Genomic DNA, 18,043 nt, shown 5'->3' on the forward strand with positions numbered 1-18,043 from the left:
CTTTTGATTGTAACGTTGGCGGAATTCACTCATCTCGGACACCTCGTAATTTGGATAGGTCTATTATCTAACTCCCCAATTCGTTGTGTCCACTACTAAGTCTAAATTCATTTTGGGCCTTATCGGCCCAATCGCGCATCTTCGGCGGTGCTGCAGGTACTTTATCGCCGCCTACGAGATCATCTACACTTAAATGTACATGTTCCCACTCGCATTTTCAATTTTTGATCGTTCATCCGTGCAAGCGTCAAAAAAAACCCCAACGAGCCTAACCTCGTCGGGGTCTTTTCCAAATCTTCTATGTGTGCCAAACCTTATTTGTCTTTTTTAGCGTGTGAACCGTCGCAGTTGCCTTCACCGTTCTGTGTGTTTCCGCATGCACATTTACCCATACTCGTAACCTCCTCCACATGTAAGCTTGTTGTTGGATTTATTATATCTAACTCACTTACATTTGTAAAGTAGTTGATTAAAAGTTAGTAGATGAGGATAATTATCATTCTCATAAGCGTCTATTTTTCGCGACTAACTCGTCATATTTAGTTTTTTATCCGTAGGAAGAAAGGCCGCTAGCAGTCCTAACAACGGCAAGTAGGCACATAGTCGAATCACGAAGCCGATACTTGTCGCATCCGCCAATGTCCCCAACACCGCTGAACCAATTCCGCCTAAGCCAAACGCCAGGCCGAAGAAAAGTCCTGATACCGTGCCCACCTTGCCTGGCAACAGCTCCTGCGCATAGACCACGATCACGGAGAAGCCCGACAACAGAATGAACCCGATGCATGCACATAGAATCGCTGACCAGAACAAGCTTGCAAATGGAAGCAGTAACGAGAAAGGCGCTGTTCCGAGGATTGAGAACCAGATCATATTTCGTCTACCGAATCGGTCCGCCAAGGGACCGCCCATAAATGTACCCAGAGCACCAGCTGCCAATAGGGTGAAAATAATGAGCTGTGCCTTCCCTGTTGTGACTCCGAAGTGATCCATTAAATAGAACGCATAGAATCCTGTCATGCTCGCCACATAGACGAATTTGGAAAAGAGCAGCATGATCAAAATACCTAACGCGTAGGCGACTGTCTTCTTAGGCAATGCTTTTTTAACCGCAGCCGTTTTATTCACAGCGGTACGTACAACTAGCGCGCCTTTGTACCATTTTGCCACAAATATCTGAACCACAATTCCCGCTGCCGCCGCAAAAGTAAACCAAATAATCCCGAACTGACCTAACGGTACGAAAATAAGTGCGGTAAAAATAGGTGCCAACGCTTGGCCAATGTTCCCGCCTGTTTGAAAAATCGACTGCGCCAGCCCTCTCCGAGAACCTGCAGCTAAGTAGGCGACCCGCGAAGACTCTGGATGCAGCACAGAAGAGCCAAGTCCAACGAGAATAACGGCCATAATCACATGCGAGAACGTTCCAGCGTAGGCCAGTACGATAATACCAAACAGCGAGAAAACCACGCCGATTGGCAGTAAATAGGGCTTCGGCCTCGCATCCGTATACAACCCGATTAAGGGCTGGAACAAGGAGGCCGTTACATTAAGCGTGAAAGCAATCCAGCCGATCTGTGTAAAGCTTAACTGCAAGGAGTCATGCAGAATCGGGAAAATCGCGGGAATGACCGACTGAATCGCATCATTTAATAAATGCACTAAGCTGATCGAAAATAAAATGGCATAAACCGTGCGTGCTTGTACCTGTGCTGAATTCGTAGCAGCAGCTGTGCCTGTTGCTGTTTGCATAAAAATCACTCCTTATCATCATATCATCTGATGTTTGAAATTATGGGAAAGGCAAGGAATACCCCACTCCCATCATACTCTTACTTCCTACTCTTACTTCTTACCCGTATTCTTACTCTACAGTTAGTCCTGTTGAAGAAACTTTTTGACTTGCTGGACGGTCCCCTCCAGATTCTGAAGCGTCCAATGCTCCGCAGCGGCAACATCCTTAACTTGGATCGCTTGATACAAATTCACGTGAAAAAGATGATGGTGATCGTGAACCTGCTCATCCTTTACTAAATTCGTTAGAGCTTCCAACAATACCGCCGAAAATGAGCGATATAGATCGACAACGATGCTATTTTTGCTCGCGACCGCGATTGCCTGATGAAAAGCCATGTCAGCAGCTAAATAAGCGTCCGTATCCCCGCGCTCCAACGCCTGCAACCGTTGATCTAATGCTTCACTCATCTGCGCCAAATCGGCTTCGTCGCGACGTACTGCAGCGAGTCTGGATATTTCTAGCTCGAGCATTTTTCTGACTTCGTAGACTTCCAAAATTTCCGCCCGACGCAGTCGGTGAACGAGCGGTTCCTGCATCGCTGCATCGGAATGCCCCGTTAGAAATGTGCCAAAGCCCTGCTTCTTCTCAAGCAGTCCCGCATGCACAAGAACCCTAACAGCCTCACGAATGGTGGAGCGGCCGACGCCGAACTGCTCCATTAATTCCGGCTCGGTTGGAATCTTATCGCCCATTTGCAGCTCGCCATCCGAAATTTTCTTCTGCAGCTGTAACACAACATCGTCCACAAGCTTGGGACGGCGAAGTGTTTGGAAAGAAACCTTCGCATTCATCTGATCATCTCCTGTATGGCGAGTATAGCATAGATGCGAACTGTTTTTCTATATGAAGTTACTATCCATATTTATTTAGCACTCACCTGTCGAGACTGCCAGAAATTTGACAATGACGTGGATGATCAGGCAAGCTATAGTTATAGCAACAAGACAAGCACGTGAAATACGAGATGACTAGATTGCTAGACTAGGCTAGAAACACCAAACTCTTAACATGCCAAGGAGGCCCTCCCTATATGAAATCAAACAAGAGACTTACACTAATCTCCACGACTGCCATGGCATTCTCATTATTTGCTTCTCTGGCACTTGTTCAACCTGCCTCTGCTGCTGTTAAGACAAGCGTTGATTTTACAGATTTGGCTGGAAGTAACGCCGCCTTGAAAACGAAAATCGATCGTATGATCGCTGATGGTATTTTTGAGGGAGTCTCGGATACAACTTTCGGAATCTCCCAAAATATGACGCGTGCTCAATTCGCTAAAGTGGCTACGAAAATTTACAATATCCCGGTTGATCTTACGATTAACGTGTCCAGCTTCACGGATGTTCATGCGGATGACTCGGCTAACGGTTGGGCGATTCCTTATATTGAAGCAGCCAAAAAAGCCGGCCTCATCGACGGTGTTACTGATACAACCTTCCTGCCTGGCGAATCGGTTACAGCGGCACAATTAGATACCGTGCTTCTTAAAGGACTAGGGAAAAAGGTTTCGATGACAAGTTCACCTTGGTACACCGATGCAGTAAATCAAGCAACTACCCTTGGTATTCATCCAACAAACAAAGCAGGCAGCCAAGCCGCGACACGTGAGGATCTCGTTCTTAGCTCGTACGTGGCACAAGATGCATTCAACGCTCAGAAACCGCCAGTCGTATCACCGTCTAACCCAAGCAATGTATCCATTGTAGGTGATTACCATTTGGCTAGCGTCATTGATAGTGGTTTGACTAGCTCGGCTACAGGCACCATCACACAAACGATTGCTGAAGATCCAACGCTAAGTAAATTTGCCAAAGAAATCAAAATCAAATTAACATCAACTGCTGGTGAAGATATTGCAATTCCTGGAATCGTACAGTCTGTTTTTTCCTCAAATCCCAACATTGCCAAAGTAGGTCTTTCTTCCGATCATCGTGCCTACGTGCTGGGTAACAAACCAGGTACCACTGACGTAAGTGTTATGGTGCAAATTGGCAATGGAGAAGCGAAACAACTGCATGTCAGCGTAACTGTCCAAAGCGAGCCTGTGACTGTGAAGACCTTGACAGCAAAGGAAATTTCCTTTACTAAACCGATGGCAATGAATGTTTCAGACAATGTGTACTACGCTAATTTCGACGCATACACAGCCATGGATCTTACGGCTACAGATAGCTATGGCAACACATACGAGGGACTCGACATTCCAAAATACAACTTTGCTCTAGGCACTTTATTTATGACAAATGACGTGCAAGGCGAAGCAGGTTCCACTGTTGGCTCGGTATCAGTTGATTCCGATGGTACCGTGCATGTAACGGGGAATGTGACCTACTTTGAACTTACAGCCGTTTCAGCATCAGGTGTAAAAGCGACAAGCTACGTTACACTAACGAAATAAAGTGAAGTTGAACGAAGACATGCAGCTCCCCGCCTGGGGAGCTTTTTTGTATGCGGACGCACACTAGCCCACATCTTACATATATTGCTAGTGCTCATCATTTTACAGAAAGGGGTCGGTCTCGGTGTACAACGACCCAACCTTATACTCCTATCCCCCGGTTCATTATCATCTGTATCCCGCTCATCCCTACCACTATACACCTTACTGGGCGTGGGATCGCAACTTTCCACCAGTTGATACCAAAATGCTGTCTAACTCCGTCGTTACCTCTGAACATCTGTTAAAGGAAGCCTCTATCGTCGTCAAAAAGCTAACAGACCCGGAGATCGCGCGTCAATTAATGACGAATGCTCAGAGCGGCAACCAAAAAGAAGTCGATCGCATTGTTAAAACTTTCGGCAGTGATTCTGACATCGAAACTAGCTACTCCCCCAGTGCGATACAATTCGTGGTTGGTCCCCGCATCACAGGAAATCCATGCTGCCGCGTCACGCTCATGCTCAAATGGGGCCAATGAGAAAAAGAGCAACCCACCTCTTACCAGGAGTTGGGTTGCTCTTCTTTCAACGCACATCTACACTGCTTAGCAGCGGCCACGTAACCGCAAGCCAATAGGATACAGCAATAAGCACGACCCAGTAGAGGATGTAATATACATCCAATACAGAGTAGGAAGATACATAATAATACGTGCGTTTACGACTCATCGAAAAACGCTTCGCTTCCATCGCCACCGCCGTCCGGTGCGCACGGCGAATGCTTTGAGCCAGCAGCGGAATAGCGATCATCCGCATCGTGGTGTACCACGATGTCAGCGGATTCCGCTGCTGGCGCTTGCCCCTAACCTTGAGCGCATAGCGAAGCGTCTGCAGCTCCTCCAGAATGACAGGCAGCATACGCAACGCTGCCAGGAAGCTGTAAGCGTACTTCGGCGCGACCTTCCACTGCTGCATCATCGCGTAGAACAAGGCGACAGGTCGCGTGGTCAAGCTAAACAGTAAGCCAACCGAGGCAACCTGGACGCCGCGCAAGCCAAGATGGATCCCGCGGTAGAAGCTTTCCTCGGTAATTCGAATAATCCCGAGGTGAAACCATTCGGTCTCTCCGATACCGAACATCATCATCCCCGCTGTGGAGGACACGAAAATCAGCAAGAATGGCGACGCATATAGCAGCAGTCTCTTCGTAGGATGTCCGGATAAAAGCGCCAGTGGAAGCAAGGCGCCTAACGTCAGGAACAGCATCATATTGAGATTATGGGTGAAGACGACCACGATGAATAGCCCAATCGCCAAGACGAGCTTCACACCTGGATTTACCCGATGCAGCCACGTTTCACGAAAGGAAAACGTTATTTGCATAGCAGAGGCTCACCTCCCGGGACTGATGATGTCACTGCGGGTGCGTGCGTGACTTCCGTCACGCGCCCTGCATCTACCTGCCAGACGCGGGTGGCCCAGCGCTGGACGATCTCATGATCGTGGGTCACCATCACGATCACGGTCCCGCTGGCGCGCAACCGCTCCAGCCCCTCGAGCATGCGCAGCGTGCCGCGCGCATCAAGCCCGAAGGTGGGCTCATCCAGCAGCAGGACTCGTGGCCCGCGAACCATCGCGGACGCCACACTGAGCCTGCGCTTCTGGCCCAGCGAGAGCTGGAACGGGTGCCGCTCGCGCAGCGCGAGCAGGTCGTATTCTCGGAGCAGCAGCTCAGCCGCTGCCCACTGGCCCTTCTGCTGACCCTTTGGCAAGCCATAGGTCAGCTCTTCCTCCACGGAGTTCGTGACGAACTGGAACTCCGGGTTCTGGAACACAAAGCCGACTTGCTCCGCAAGGTGCTCGACTTTGTTGCCCTTCACACCCGCGATCTGGCAGTTTCCGCGGGTTGGAATGAGTCGCATGATCGCGAGGAGGAGCGAGCTTTTGCCTGCACCGTTGGCACCGACAACGGTGATCCAGTCCCCTGGATAGACGCTAAAGTTATCCACAGAGGTCCTGATCTGCCCGCCGCGAACGCCGACGAAATCTTGGAAGACCATAACGGGCGCCAGCGGCTCCATATTGGTGGGCTGCCTATCCGCTTGGTCCTCCTCTCTCCTCACATCCGCCTGCACATTCGCCTTGGCATAATCCTCCCACACTTCGGGATACCAGATGCCATACTCCCTCATTTGCTCTTTGTACATCTCAAACATGGCAAGCGGTTGTCCATCTGCTAATACCTTGCCTTCCGGTGTTAGGATGATCAAACGATCGAGCAAATCCAGCATGCCGCTAATTTTGTGCTCAACGACGAGGAGTGTTTTATCCCCGCTAATGGTTCGAATTGTGTCCCATACCTGCTTCGTGCCCTCATCATCCAACAGCGCCGTAGGCTCATCGAGAAAGAGCACCTCTGGCTCAAGCGCCAGCACACTTGCAATCGCTAACCGCTGCTTCATCCCTTGAGACAGCGTACTTATCAACGTATGAGCATCAGGCACATGTAACCCGACTAAATCCAAGTAATACCGAATACGCGCAGGCATATCCTCCCGCGGCACTTCCTGATTCTCCAACACGAACGCAATCTCTTCGTCGATATAAGGCATACAGAACTGTGTATCCGGGTCTTGAAACACATACCCCCACCGGCTAGGCTTGCTAATCTCATCCGCTTTGAGCGGAAGCTCAATCATGTCCGGCACAATTCCGCTCAGGACCTGAAGCAAGGTCGATTTGCCGCAGCCACTGGGACCTAGAAGCAGTACTTTCTCGCCGGGCTCGATGGAAAAGGAAACCCCCTGAAAGATCAGGGGGGCGTCATCGCCGGGATATTTTAACCGCAGATTCGTAACGCTCATTCCTTCGCTCATCTCGTTACCCCAATACGTCGTAATCTTTTTTGGAAACGGGACGAATCAGATTCAGTACACCCGTACGGGACAATGCACCTGTCAAATAGTAGGCGAATACACCAGCGATCAGTGCGCTGCCCAGTAAACGTAAGGTAATGAACAAAATAAAATTCCAGAAAGCAAGCTGATCGATCTCATTATAGTAGCTATCCACGAACAAGGACACGATTGCTGAGGCGAAAGCTGCAAGTATGGCTACCCCTAGAGTAACTCGGCGATAGCGGAAGAGGGCAAACACCAGCTCCGCAGCCAAACCTTGAAGTAAACCATATACGAGCGTCGCCACGCCCCAATGGCCGCCATACAAGGCCTCGATCGTTGCGGCCGCCACCTCAGCCAACAGGGCAACACCTGGTTTGCGAATCACGAGGAACGCGAACGTTGCCGCCATGAACCACATGCCGTAGCTCAACTGCTCCGCATGTAAACCTAGGGGCTTCATAAGATCATAAATGGGTCCCCAAATCCGATAAATCACACCAAACACAGCTGAAATGACAATCGTGATCAAAATATCCGTCAGCTTCAACCCTTTTTTGCTTGCTTCTCTTTGCTCCATCTTCTTCTCGACTCCTTTTTCCCAATCCATATTTGTCAATGAGATAGGCGAACACGCCAACCTTGGATACATGGTCTCTTTTGCCCCTTAAGGTCAAAAAAAGCCTACCGGAATACCGGCAGGCTTGAACATTTGTGCATAAAAAAAGCACATCAGGTCTCTACGCTGGCATTATCCAGATCAGATTAACGGTCAGTGGCATAGGGCCACTATCTCAGCCTGACTTCATCAAGCACCCGTGTTGCTATTCATTTGGCTTAACTGTAGCGGATTAGCCGCTCTTTGGCAATCCTTTTTTTCCCATGAGATCCTCGTGCACATCTATTTCTCGATCAAATGCTTCAGATCTTGCGTCAATTCGTTTAGTTGACGGATGCTGTCTACGATATTCTGCACACGATGCTGCTGCACTTCCGCGCTAGCCAGCACTTCTTGAACGGATGCCGCAGATTCCTCGGTAATCGCTGCAACGGACGTCATCTCTTCCGCTACACGCTGCGATGAAATCTGTAATTGTTGGTTCATTCGTTGCAGATGCGTAGCTTGCTCCATTACTTCCACAGTATTCGTGTTAATGACCTCGAACAATTGGTTTACGTTATCTGTCGACTTCTTCCCGGATTCTACCGCAGTAATGCCAACGGCAACCTTCTCGGCGGCTGTCACAACTTTGGCTTGAATCGAGCCGAGGATTTCTGAAATATCTGTCGATGCAATGTGTGCGTTCTGCGCCAGCTTCCGAATTTCGTTAGCCACAACGGAGAAGCCTTTCCCGTGCTCACCTGCACGAGCAGCTTCGATCGAAGCATTCAGCGACAATAGATTCGTCTGGTTCGCAATTTCTGCGATAGTGGAAACAATATTCCCGATTTTCACGTTTTCTTCATTCACTTCATTCATGATGTCGGAGGTCTCGGTGACGATGACGGTGATATCATTGATTTTGAGCGACAAATCTTCCATCTGGATCTTGCCTTCGTTCGTCATTCTCGCTGTATCCCGAGATCTGCTGCTCATCGTGTTCGATGCCGCTGTGGTCTGTTCCACCGTCTCGTTCACATTCTGAATAGCCGAAGTGATGTCGTTAATGCTGGATGCTTGTGATTCAATACCGATCGTAATTTCTTGAAAAGCGGCAACAACTTCCTCTGTAATTCTACCTGTTACCGAAGCATTCTCTTGCAAGTTTCCACTCGATGTTCCCAACACTTCTGTCGTTGTACGCACACCTGCCAGTACTTCATCCGTCTTGATCTTAGCAAATTCCGATTCCTTCGCACTTCTGCCAACGTTCGTTAACATTCTTTTACCAATCTGACTTTGACCGATGAGAGTCATAATCGTGAGCAGGTAAAAAGCATTAACCCCAACCGGATCCACATGTGGCGTTAGTGTCGTTATGTAATAGTTCATATTAATCAGCCCCAGCACACCATTCAGTACGAGCGGCTTATAGTCCATGTATAAAGAAATAAGAGCTAAGCTTAAGTACAAAATAAATAAACCAAACAAAGATGCGCTATGGGACATGAAAAAATAAGAAATCGCATTCATCCCAACCGCTATAAAATACTTTGTATACGGAATCGCAATCTTCTTCCAGGTTAAAATCGTGCAGATAATGGCAATCGGTACGCCGACTGAACAAAGGGTTAACATCATGGAGGCGGATGTATAGGCAGCCGCGACTCCAAGGGCAAGGCACGCCCATAAAAGCTTAACCATTAAGCTGTTCCTTCTGTTTAATTCAAGCAGTTGATCAGTCAATCGTGACTCCCCCTATATAACTTTCTACAATATCAGACATTTCTCTACGCTATTCAACAAGAAGCGCTTCAAACCCTCTATTTTGAATACCAATATCAGGAAAACATTAGAAGTTGACTTCCACCCCCTATAAAAACTACAATTTGTAGTGTACTTATTATTTTTCAACAAAAGAACTTATACAGCGTGGATGATTCCACGATGCAGAAAGGGATTGAAATGATGACTATATTGCTCTATATCGGACTAGCTCTATTCATTGCAGCCATCGTTGGTTATGTGCTCGCAGCAAGAATTAACAAGGATAACACCTCGAGATTGAAAAAGGCTGAAAAGCAAGCCTTGAAAAAGAAGCATAAGACCTGGCAACTGATTTCACATGCCTTGCTCATTATCGCTCTCGGCAGCGTCGGTACTTCACTTATTCAAAGCTCCGCGGGCAAATACAGTCTAGATAAGCTAAATTCCCAAGCCAACATTCAGGTCACGACAGATAAAGACTATGGACGCGATCATAAAGATGGAACCTTGATGTACGAGATGAAAATCCCTACTTCAGGTACGCATAGCCCGCATGATTTGAAATTCGGTTTCTACAAGGAAAGACCTGGTTACGAGATGCTTGTCCACAACTTGGAGCACGGCGATATCATCATTCATTACCATCCCGATGCACCGAAAGAGCTGAAAGATCGCTTAGAATATTTGACCCACTTCAAGACGGCTGGTGCAGGTGTTCTTGCGGTTCCGAATCCTGATGTACCTGCCGATCAAGAGGTCGTCGTTACGGCTTGGACGAAAACAATGAACCTCGCCAAATTTGATGAAGCTAGTGTAGGCACGTTCATTCACGACTATATTAACAAAGGTCCTGAGCAAATTCCTGCGAACATACGCCTTGGCGGCGGAACGATGTAAATTATTTACGAATTGTTTCCCGATCTGAAACGAGTTCGGTTGGCACTAACCCTGTCATTCTTCGGAATACGCGATAGAAATAAGACGGATCACTATAACCGATAAACTCGGCGATTTCGGTGACGGTCAGAGCGGAATGGCGCAGCATGTAGACGGCTGTTTTGATCCTTGTAACGTGAACGTATTCGCTGATGGTTTGACCCGTGACTTGACGAAAAAGCGTCGCCGCATAATTCGGCGAGCGGGAGATACAGGTGCCCAACTCGTCCTTGGTGACGTGCTCGCGATAATGATTCTGGATATAGCCTTTCATTTGCTCCACGAGAAGCGCGGTTGCTGAGGTAGTGGCAACTTGATCCCACTCTCGCTGGAGATACACAAACAGCTCTTGCAGATGCGCTTCACATAGCGCCATGTAATAGGGCTGTTTGTCTTGCCAGCCGCGATGAATCAAGCGCAGCCGATCTGCGATGATGTCGAACTTACCGGTCTGCCTGCAAGTGTAGGACGCTTGTTGAAGCAGAGGAAAAATGTCTTGAGCTGCTTGTGCGTCAAATTGCAGCACAAATTTCTCATGAATTTTCGTTGGTACGCTACGGCCATAGAAAGGAGTTTCGCTTGAGATAAGCAGCCATTGCCCTTTCTCTAACACTTGTTTCTTCTCATTAATCCAATATACACAGCGGCCATAGATCATGAATACAAGCGTCCAGTCCGAACGTATATTGGGCTGTTCCTCGTTCCAGGTGCTGCTTTTATCATAGTGAAAGCTCGTTAGCTGCATAGGATTTACCCCTCGTTTCATCATACTATACTACACACATCATACTATAGTTCATAGAAAATCGCATGAATAAGGCATATAATGAAGCCAACTAATCTCCTACATTCGAAAGGAAGTCCTTCACAATGCGTAAAACGAAAATCATTTGTACGATGGGTCCTGCGTGCGACTCCGTCTCAACCTTGAAAGAATTAATTGGCGCCGGCATGAGCGTCGCGCGTTTAAATATGGCACATGGCGATTTGGACGAGCACCGCGGTCGTATTCAGCGTGTACGCCAAGCTGCTCAAGAAATGGGTGTTATTATCCCAATTCTTATGGATATCAAAGGTCCCGAAATCCGCATCGGTCAATTGAAAGATGCTTCCTATGACTTGCAAACAGGCGATCGCATCGTCTTGACGACTGAGCAAATTATTGGCGATTCCAGCCGTGTATCTGTAAACTACCCAGGCTTGCCGCAGGATGTTAAGCCAGGCAATCTTGTGTTGATCGACGATGGCTCCATCGAGCTGCGCGTTGAAATGATTGACGGTACCGAAGTGACTTGCAGCGTCCTGAACCCTGCTCAGTTGAAGCAGCGCAAAGGCGTTAACTTGCCAGGCGTACGTACCTCCTTGCCAGGTGTGACAGAGCGCGATGTGATGCACATCAAATTCGGTGTTGAAGAAAATATTTCGATCGTCGCGATGTCCTTCGTTCGTAACGGAAACGATGTTCGTGAAGTTCGCGCGCTTCTGGAACAGCACGGCGCTGGTTTGACACCAATCATCTCCAAAATTGAGAACGAAGAAGGCATGACGAACTTCGCTTCCATCTTGGAAGCATCCGATGGCATCATGGTTGCCCGTGGTGATCTGGGTGTTGAAATTCCGACTGAGGAAGTTCCAATTGCTCAAAAAGATATGATTCGCGCTTGTAACTTAGCTGGCAAGCCAGTTATTACAGCTACGCAAATGCTGGATTCCATGCAGCGCAACCCGCGTCCGACTCGCGCAGAAGTGAGTGACGTGGCCAATGCCGTACTTGACGGCAGTGATGTTGTGATGCTCTCCGGCGAGACAGCCGCTGGGAAATATCCGATCGAGTCCGTGACGATGATGGCGACCATCGCTGAACGTGTTGAGCAAACCATGGTGCGTAGCTCCTTGGTTGACGCACAGCTGCAATCCAACAACGAAATCACAGAAGTGTTGTGCCAAGCGGTTGTATCCTCCGCGAACAAGCTGCATGCTGCGGCGATTCTAACACCGACAGAGACAGGCTTCACGGCGCGGATGATCGCCAAATACCGCCCAGAAGCACCGATCATCGCGGTAACGAACAGCCAGCACGCGATCAGCCAACTGAGCATGGTGCAGGGTGTCATCCCTGTTCTTGGTGAGTTCTGCGAATCGACAGATGCGATGATTCGCTCTGCAATCGACCAAGCGGAGACGCTTGGTTATGTGAAGAAAGGCGACCTCACTGTCGTCTCCGCGGGTATTCCGGTTGGGAAGTCCGGTACAACCAACCTGTTGAAGGTTGAGCGGGTTTAGGGACTTCTCCCTGGGTGGCTGGTGGCTGCCACCGCCTCCGCCTACTCGTCGCAAATAACGGGAAACCACACCTCCCCCGTCGCCCCTGGAACGGTTAGATGGAAAACCTCCATCTATTTTCGGCGATAACGGCTCGTGCAGCGAAATAACTGGATAAACTCCCGTTATTTCCGAGTAAGTCCGAAATACAGTTAGATAACCTGCTTATCGCAAACCAATAGTCCTCCCCTCCAATTGTGTCCTATGGAGTGGGAGGTTTTTTGATGGCACGTCTCCCCACTGTCCTGCAGCACCACGATGAAAACTTGTTAGAAAGCTAACTAGAAAAAGGGGTACACTAGAGGAACTATTAACTATCAAGCAACGGAGGACGCACGCACGTGATTATTCGACTTAGATTCGTATCTACTGCAATGGCGATTTATAATAACACGCCTAGCTCGACGTTCACGTATAAGCTATTCTCCGAGCGGCCGCGCGAAGAGGCCATGCAACGTGCCATTGAGATTGGACGCAAGAACCTCCAAGCTACGCAGCGAATTCTCTATTACAATGCCGCGCATGGCATTCATTTGTTTCGCCTATCATCCGCGCTAATCCCCCTGGCCACTCACCCAGATGTGCGGATTGATATTGCCGGAGAGTACGCCGACGAGCTTCGCAAGCTCGGTGACTTCGCGAAGGCGCACGATATTCGGCTCAGCATGCATCCCAATCAATTCACGCTGCTCAACGGAAGCGATAAGGTCGTTGCTGCGGCGATCGAAGATTTGAATTATCATGCAGCTATTTTGGATGGCATGGGGCTAGACGAAACAGCCATCATTAACATCCATGTTGGCGGTGTATATGGCGATAAGGAGGCTGCGACGCAGAAGCTTTTCGACAATGCGCCGAAAGTGCCCGAGACTGCGATGCGGCGGTTAACGTTCGAGAACGACGACAAAACCTACACGTTGGAGGAAACGCTTGCTGTAAGTCAGCGGCTGCAGCGCCCTTGCATGCTGGATTTGCACCACGATTGGTGCAATCCCTCCGCCATTTCTCCCATCGAGTTGCTCCCCCACATCGCCCAAACATGGGGGGAACTGCCGATGAAAATCCACGTATCCTCGCCCAAGAGCGAGAAGGAATTTCGCTCCCATTCGGATTACATCGAGCCAGAGATGCTTACGGCTTTTCTCAAAAGCTGCAAAGAAATTGATCTCCCCCGCATCGACGTCATGATTGAAGCGAAGGTGAAGGATTTGGCCCTGTTCCGACTTGCGGAGCAGCTTGGCAAAATCCGCGGCGTGAAGCGGTTAGAGGGTGGGGTTTTGAGCTGGTGAGTTCACAAAAAGACCAATAAGGGTATTCACCCAAGTTGGTCTTTTCTTATTACATTTACTTGAAACATCCTTACCAATATAAGCGTTTAGACTTAAAAGGGGGAATGACGAATAACAAGAAAACTCATAGTTGTATGGATCATTGTCACAATTTTCATCGTGCTATGTGGATGTCAAAGTAATAACCTGTCTAATGCGAAGTCAACGGATACAACACCAAAAGAACTAGAAACGTTTTACCCAGGTGATATTACAAAAGTGGATGCCATTGAAATGATTAGTGGCAGCAACGGGAACCGAAAATCTATTACTAATACGTCGATGATTAGAGAATGGATTGAAAACGTCCGTCATTTGAAAATGATTCCCAATCCTGACCAAAAAGAATTTGATGGTGTCTTGTTCCATGTCACGTTATTTGAAAAAGGAAAAAAATGTTGAATTTAACGCCTACTACTGTTGATAACAAGCCTGTTAAGCCTAGTAAGGATTTAGCAGAACTTATGAAGGAATTGTATAAGAGTGAGAAGTAGCCGACAAATAATATTTCGTTTCTAGCGTGAAACAAGCACGCGTCATTCCGTCTTATCCATGGCCTCATTGGCCTTGTGTATATTTTTCACATGGCGCAAGGCGTTAATTTCGCCGCCGATAATGATAATGAGCGCTGAGATGTAGAACCAGGTCATCAACACAATGATCCCTCCAATACTGCCATACGTCGCGCTGTAGTTGGTAAAGCTGTTGACATAGAAGGAGAACGCAAGCGACGTTCCTTGCCAACCGATGGCGGCGAATAAGGCGCCTGGCAGTACGCTTTTACACGTTAAACAGGTGTTGGGTGCGATATAGTAAATGCCGACGAATACGACAAAAATAATGACAAAGTTAATAATCCAGCGCAAATTATTCCACAGCTCGATGTGGGCAGTCGCCACATGGACGTGCTCCGCCAACCAATCCCCAATCCAGTGACCGAACACGCTGAGCAGCAGTGCCGAAATGATCACAACTAACATACCTAACGTAAGCATGATAGCTAAGAAGCGAGAGTGAATGAAGCTTTTACGAGCTGGCAATCCGTACGCTTTGTTGACCGCCCGGACAATGGCGTTCATCGCCGCGCTGGCACTCACTAAGGCCAAGATTAAACCGAAGGAGAGTGTGCCGCCTCTTTTGACATTGAGCAGATTACTGAGCGTTTCCTCCAGCCACCCTGCCACAGCACCCGGTATGTACTCCCGAATCAAGCCAATAACGTCGTCAGAGGAGAACGGCAAGTAGCCGAGCAAACTCATCACGAACAGCAGTAATGGAAAAAGGGAGAGCAGAAAATAGTATGCGCACTGCGCGGCCAGCCCGGTGGCATCGTGTTCATTGAACTGCCCCCATAGCAATTTAGCGTAAGATTTAACCATACAGCTATTTTTCCTTTCATACGGCTATAATTGTGGTAGAATAGATGGTTCAGTCTTGCAAGTAACATTGTTATGAAACAGGTGGTCACATGAATTCCATTCCTATGTATACAACGCCGTTAGGCTTTAAACCAACGACAGAACGCCCCGTGCCTCATGCGACAATGGCACTTCTTACGAACAGCACGGAGCTTGTGCCTGATTCAGATGCAGATAGCTATTTTTTCCGTGATCTAGAGGAGCACGGCATCCTTCTTAATGAAGCTCAGATCAAGGCTGTCAGGCACTTCAAAGGGCCGCTGCTCACACTAGCTGGTGCAGGTTCTGGGAAAACGACGGTACTTGTGTGCCGCGTCGCCTACTTGCTCCGTGTTCATCAGATACAGCCTGCGAACCTACTTCTTATTACGTTTTCCAAAAAAGCTGCTGAAGAAATGCGGGAACGTCTTACGACGATGCCCGGTCTTCATGCGAGTATGGCTAACGTGATGCAGGTGCGGACGTTTCATGCTTTTTGCCTGCGATTATTGCGGATGAATGGGCTGCAGCAAGAGATTCTGAGCGATGGCCGCTTTCAGCAAATCGTTTTTAAACGAATTATGCTTAGTATGGGTCTACAGGATACGTATCAGCCTGAAGTTCTTATTTCCCTGCTATCCTCTTACAAAATGCAGCTCATCGAAGTTGAAGATCTCCCTGAAGGTACGGAAGAAGAACAGGAAGTAAAGAAAATTTTCTTACAGTATGAACAGTGGAAAATGGAGCAACAGAAGATCGATTTCGATGATATTTTGATCAAAGCGTATCAACTTCTCCTCCAAAATCCCGACATTCTCCGCTCTATGCAGCGCAAATTCACATACATCAGTGTCGATGAGTTCCAAGATACGAATACCGTTCAATATGAAATTATTAAAATGATTGCAGCCGTCCATCAGAATTTAATGGTTGTAGGTGACGATGACCAAACGATTTACTCGTTTAATGGAGCGAGAAATGAATTTATTTTGCAATTCCATGAGCAGTACCCTACTGCAATAACCGTTACGCTAGATATTAATTATCGGTCGACGTCAAGTATTGTTGGCTTAGGCAATGCGATTATTAAGCATAACGTGCAGCGCAAATCCAAAACGCTTCTAGCCACCAAGGAAAGCATGCTAAAGCCACATTATGTGAAACCTGCGAACAGCGATGATGAGGCTGATTGGTTGATCGGCGATCTTCGGCTTAAGGTGGCTGAGGGCGGCAAACAGTTTGGGGATTTTGCGATTTTGTATCGGACGGCGAGCAACAGTCGGGCTATCATTGAGGCGCTGATTTTGCATAACCTCCCTTTTGTCGATTACGGTACGAACGATTCCTTCTATGAACAGTGGATGGTGAAGCCGATTATTGACCATTTGCGGATTGCCCATGAGCGTCGAAATTTCGAAGCCATCGAAGGGGTCCTCCCCTCATTATATATTGGACGAGACCAAGGCATGCGTATTATTCAAGATCAAGAAGCGGTTCAGGCGAAAAAGTGGCCTTTAATCCATCTGCTAGGGCTTCCACAGTTAAAGGAATTTCAGAAAGAAAAGCTGAAAGCCCGCATCCGTCTGATCAAAACCCTCGTAGAGATGACACCGCTCGCGGCCATTCAAGCGATTCGTAAGGATTTCTACGATGCGTTTCTGGAAACCAATAAGCGTAGCAAGCTTACACAACATCGTGAAATGCTGAAAGAAACGCTGGATGAGCTGGAGTCTTCCGCTAAGCGGTTCAACACGGTCGAGCAGTTCCTTTATTTTATCCATGAAGTAGCGGAAAAACGCACGGAAATGCGGATGCAAAACAAAGAACAATTCGCCGATAAAATCTCGCTGATGACGATTCATAAATCGAAGGGACTGGAGTTCCCGATCGTGTACCTGCTCTGTGCGATTGAAGGCAATATGCCGCATTCATCGGCACTCGATGCCCGCCATTTGGACGATGTCAAAATGGCGGGCGTCGTTGCGCGGGATAAGGCTGCTGCCGCGCTCGAGGAGGAACGGCGACTGGCTTATGTCGCCGTGACAAGGGCCAAAGGCGAGCTGCTGATTAGCTCGCCGGCGTTCTACCGCGGGAAGAAGGCGGAGCCTTCCCGGTTTCTATTGTCCGCGTTCCCTGGCTCGGACGCTGGGGCTGTGACCAGCCGCAGCAAGCCGGCTGGCGGGTTCACGGCCGCTGGCGGAGCTGCGGCCGGGCGGGCAGCCACTGGCGTAGCCGTGGCTGGAACTGCTGCGACCGCGACCGAGCGGGTCGCGGCTTGGTTGTGCGGCGCGACCGGCTGCAAAGCCTGGTCGCGGATCTCTTCGCCGCAGGAGGCACGACTCGCGGCGAAGGCGTGCCCGCTGTGCGGCGCGGGCATGGTCAAGGGCAGCCGCGAGATCGCGCTGGCGCGGCGGTAGCGGCTTGTAGCAGGGTAATGTTGTATTGAATACAACATTACCCTGCTACAGGAGCCGTTAAACATCAGCTGGCCGGACTAGGCCGAGCAACTGCCCTTGCGCACAATTTTTGTGCGCTAGCTTGCCTCCGCCGGCCCGGCTACTACCCTTGCGCACAATTTTTGTGCGCTAGCTTGCCTCCACAGGCCCGGCTACTACCCT

General features: G+C 48.8%; 15 protein-coding genes and 1 riboswitch. Of the genes, 7 read left to right on the top strand and 8 right to left on the bottom strand.

Annotation, left to right across the window (positions count from 1 at the left end; genetic code table 11):
* Positions 1-525: 525 nt before the first annotated feature.
* The gene (locus tag ASG89_RS08250) at positions 526-1,752 is read right to left on the bottom strand and encodes an MFS transporter (RefSeq protein ID WP_057310125.1); all 1,227 of its coding nucleotides are present in this window, start codon (positions 1,750-1,752) and stop codon (positions 526-528) included.
* Positions 1,753-1,875: 123 nt separating this feature from the next.
* Positions 1,876-2,589 (bottom strand): FadR/GntR family transcriptional regulator, encoded by a 714-nt coding sequence (locus ASG89_RS08255; RefSeq protein ID WP_057310126.1) that lies wholly within the window; start codon positions 2,587-2,589, stop codon positions 1,876-1,878.
* A gap of 239 nt (positions 2,590-2,828) precedes the next feature.
* On the opposite strand from ASG89_RS08255, the gene ASG89_RS08260 reads away from it, so the two are divergent.
* Both ASG89_RS08260 and ASG89_RS08265 read left to right on the top strand, forming a co-directional pair.
* The gene (locus ASG89_RS08260) at positions 2,829-4,196 is read left to right on the top strand and encodes an S-layer homology domain-containing protein (protein ID WP_057310127.1); all 1,368 of its coding nucleotides are present in this window, start codon (positions 2,829-2,831) and stop codon (positions 4,194-4,196) included.
* A gap of 124 nt (positions 4,197-4,320) precedes the next feature.
* Positions 4,321-4,716, top strand: a complete 396-nt coding sequence (locus ASG89_RS08265) for a hypothetical protein (protein WP_057310128.1) — start codon at positions 4,321-4,323, stop codon at positions 4,714-4,716.
* 46 nt (positions 4,717-4,762) lie between these two features.
* On the opposite strand, the gene ASG89_RS08270 is transcribed toward ASG89_RS08265, so the two are convergent.
* From ASG89_RS08270 to ASG89_RS08285, 4 genes are all read right to left on the bottom strand, one after another.
* Positions 4,763-5,560 carry an energy-coupling factor transporter transmembrane component T family protein gene (locus ASG89_RS08270; RefSeq protein WP_057310129.1) on the bottom strand — a complete coding sequence of 266 codons (798 nt, stop codon included), beginning with the start codon at positions 5,558-5,560 and terminating at the stop codon, positions 4,763-4,765.
* Positions 5,551-7,053 (bottom strand): ABC transporter ATP-binding protein, encoded by a 1,503-nt coding sequence (locus tag ASG89_RS08275; RefSeq protein WP_057310130.1) that lies wholly within the window; start codon positions 7,051-7,053, stop codon positions 5,551-5,553. The genes ASG89_RS08270 and ASG89_RS08275 overlap by 10 nt, the downstream gene beginning before the upstream one ends.
* Positions 7,054-7,057: 4 nt before the next feature.
* A complete protein-coding gene (locus ASG89_RS08280) occupies positions 7,058-7,654 on the bottom strand; it encodes an ECF transporter S component (RefSeq protein WP_057310131.1) in 597 nt (198 codons plus the stop codon).
* A gap of 140 nt (positions 7,655-7,794) precedes the next feature.
* Positions 7,795-7,904: riboswitch (TPP riboswitch) on the bottom strand.
* Positions 7,905-7,975: 71 nt separating this feature from the next.
* Positions 7,976-9,421 (bottom strand): methyl-accepting chemotaxis protein, encoded by a 1,446-nt coding sequence (locus ASG89_RS08285; RefSeq protein ID WP_057310132.1) that lies wholly within the window; start codon positions 9,419-9,421, stop codon positions 7,976-7,978.
* 201 nt (positions 9,422-9,622) lie between these two features.
* Here ASG89_RS08285 and ASG89_RS08290 point away from each other — a divergent pair, with 201 nt between their 5' ends.
* Positions 9,623-10,339, top strand: coding sequence for a DUF3105 domain-containing protein (locus ASG89_RS08290; RefSeq protein WP_057310133.1), 717 nt, complete (start codon positions 9,623-9,625; stop codon positions 10,337-10,339).
* Position 10,340: 1 nt separating this feature from the next.
* Here the strand turns inward: ASG89_RS08290 and ASG89_RS08295 are convergent, their stop codons facing one another.
* On the bottom strand, positions 10,341-11,123 hold the full coding sequence (locus tag ASG89_RS08295) for a helix-turn-helix transcriptional regulator (protein ID WP_057310134.1): 783 nt from the start codon (positions 11,121-11,123) through the stop codon (positions 10,341-10,343).
* 125 nt (positions 11,124-11,248) lie between these two features.
* On the opposite strand from ASG89_RS08295, the gene pyk reads away from it, so the two are divergent.
* From pyk to ASG89_RS08310, 3 genes are all read left to right on the top strand, one after another.
* Positions 11,249-12,661, top strand: coding sequence for a pyruvate kinase (gene pyk, locus ASG89_RS08300; RefSeq protein WP_057310135.1), 1,413 nt, complete (start codon positions 11,249-11,251; stop codon positions 12,659-12,661).
* Positions 12,662-13,041: 380 nt separating this feature from the next.
* Positions 13,042-13,989, top strand: a complete 948-nt coding sequence (gene uvsE / locus ASG89_RS08305) for a UV DNA damage repair endonuclease UvsE (RefSeq protein WP_057310136.1) — start codon at positions 13,042-13,044, stop codon at positions 13,987-13,989.
* A gap of 258 nt (positions 13,990-14,247) precedes the next feature.
* Positions 14,248-14,430, top strand: coding sequence for a hypothetical protein (locus tag ASG89_RS08310; protein ID WP_057310137.1), 183 nt, complete (start codon positions 14,248-14,250; stop codon positions 14,428-14,430).
* A gap of 134 nt (positions 14,431-14,564) precedes the next feature.
* On the opposite strand, the gene ASG89_RS08315 is transcribed toward ASG89_RS08310, so the two are convergent.
* Positions 14,565-15,407: a YihY/virulence factor BrkB family protein gene (locus ASG89_RS08315; RefSeq protein ID WP_057310138.1), complete on the bottom strand. Its 843-nt coding sequence runs from the start codon at positions 15,405-15,407 to the stop codon at positions 14,565-14,567.
* Between the two features lie 89 nt (positions 15,408-15,496).
* On the opposite strand from ASG89_RS08315, the gene ASG89_RS08320 reads away from it, so the two are divergent.
* A complete protein-coding gene (locus ASG89_RS08320; protein WP_057310139.1) occupies positions 15,497-17,842 on the top strand; it encodes a UvrD-helicase domain-containing protein in 2,346 nt (781 codons plus the stop codon).
* Positions 17,843-18,043: the final 201 nt, after the last annotated feature.

Origin of the sequence: Paenibacillus sp. Soil766, assembly GCF_001428105.1 — a bacterium.
GTDB lineage: Bacteria > Bacillota > Bacilli > Paenibacillales > NBRC-103111 > Paenibacillus_E.

Bases quoted from the DNA above. Each gene is read 5' to 3' on its own strand.
- ASG89_RS08250 (WP_057310125.1), bottom strand. From the start codon at position 1,752: ATGCAAACAGCAACAGGCACAGCTGCTGCTACGAATTCAGCACAGGTA.
- ASG89_RS08255 (WP_057310126.1), bottom strand. From the start codon at position 2,589: ATGAATGCGAAGGTTTCTTTCCAAACACTTCGCCGTCCCAAGCTTGTG.
- ASG89_RS08260 (WP_057310127.1), top strand. From the start codon at position 2,829: ATGAAATCAAACAAGAGACTTACACTAATCTCCACGACTGCCATGGCA.
- ASG89_RS08270 (WP_057310129.1), bottom strand. From the start codon at position 5,560: ATGCAAATAACGTTTTCCTTTCGTGAAACGTGGCTGCATCGGGTAAAT.
- ASG89_RS08275 (WP_057310130.1), bottom strand. From the start codon at position 7,053: ATGAGCGAAGGAATGAGCGTTACGAATCTGCGGTTAAAATATCCCGGC.
- ASG89_RS08280 (WP_057310131.1), bottom strand. From the start codon at position 7,654: ATGGAGCAAAGAGAAGCAAGCAAAAAAGGGTTGAAGCTGACGGATATT.
- ASG89_RS08290 (WP_057310133.1), top strand. From the start codon at position 9,623: ATGCAGAAAGGGATTGAAATGATGACTATATTGCTCTATATCGGACTA.
- ASG89_RS08295 (WP_057310134.1), bottom strand. From the start codon at position 11,123: ATGCAGCTAACGAGCTTTCACTATGATAAAAGCAGCACCTGGAACGAG.
- pyk (WP_057310135.1), top strand. From the start codon at position 11,249: ATGCGTAAAACGAAAATCATTTGTACGATGGGTCCTGCGTGCGACTCC.
- ASG89_RS08315 (WP_057310138.1), bottom strand. From the start codon at position 15,407: ATGGTTAAATCTTACGCTAAATTGCTATGGGGGCAGTTCAATGAACAC.
- ASG89_RS08320 (WP_057310139.1), top strand. From the start codon at position 15,497: ATGAATTCCATTCCTATGTATACAACGCCGTTAGGCTTTAAACCAACG.